The sequence below is a fragment of the Microbacterium sp. P5_B6 genome, assembly GCF_056400345.1.
Window position 1 is genome coordinate 1 of sequence record NZ_JBFULL010000081.1, and the last position, 862, is coordinate 862.

At 61.7% G+C, this 862-nt stretch carries 1 protein-coding gene; it reads right to left on the reverse strand.

Going from position 1 to position 862, the window contains the following annotated elements; all coding sequences use genetic code 11:
• Nucleotides 1–169: 169 nt before the first annotated feature.
• On the reverse strand, nt 170–862 hold a 693-nt coding region (locus tag AC1DP3_RS18335), incomplete at its 5' end, for a GIY-YIG nuclease family protein (RefSeq protein WP_477295809.1).

An 862-nucleotide genomic window follows, 5' to 3' on the forward strand; every position in this document is an offset into this window, starting at 1 on the left:
GTTCACCGCCGGGGAAGTACGGTGCGACGGCCGGTGCTCGTCCTGGCTCCTGAATGCGAACTTCCGGCGCCAGGCTCACATCCCGCGCGCGACTCATCATGTGCGTCGCGGTGATCTAACTGATCTCGACCGGCGACGTCAACGATCGCCATCAGATTCTGCTCCGGGTTCAGTCGCGTTCAACGAGTTTCTGGAGCTGAGCGTTGTACACGTAGTTCGTGATCTCGCCGGACATGATCATCGCCACCGACTGGTCGATCACGTCGCGCGAAACGACGAACCACTCCGAGGGGTCGTAGTTGCGGCCCTTGCGGTCGACTTGCGTCAGGTCGAGCCGCACCGAGGCGAACACGCGGTGAAGCAAGTGCTCCAGCACCGACGCCTTCACGTTGTACAGCCGGTAGTCCGCTACGACCTTCACTGGGGCCATGAGGTAGGTCGGCGACTTCTCTGCATTCTTGATGCGCTGCTCGACACTCGTGGTCGAGAAGCCGATCTTGTGCAGATCCTTCATGTTCGCGACCAATGGGTCGGTGCTCAGCGACTGCAGCACGTAGACGTGGCCGGTCTCGATGTCGCCGTCGAGAATGTCGTCTGCTGACGCTCCGGCCCGAAGGAGCGCCTGGCCCGCCTGCTCGTGCAATCGGATCGATAGGGACTGTCGGTACAGGGAAGACTCGGTGCCGTTCTCGAAGATCACACGGAGTCGCTGCTTCTGCTCCGCCTTGCCGCCGACGACCATCGACAGCGACTCGCCAACCTCCGCGACGAAAAGCAGCATGCCGTTGAGGAGGAAGAAGCGGCCCTCTTGAATCGTCTGCACTCCCTTGAATGGCGCGAGAACCATCGCCTCCTCCTGCAG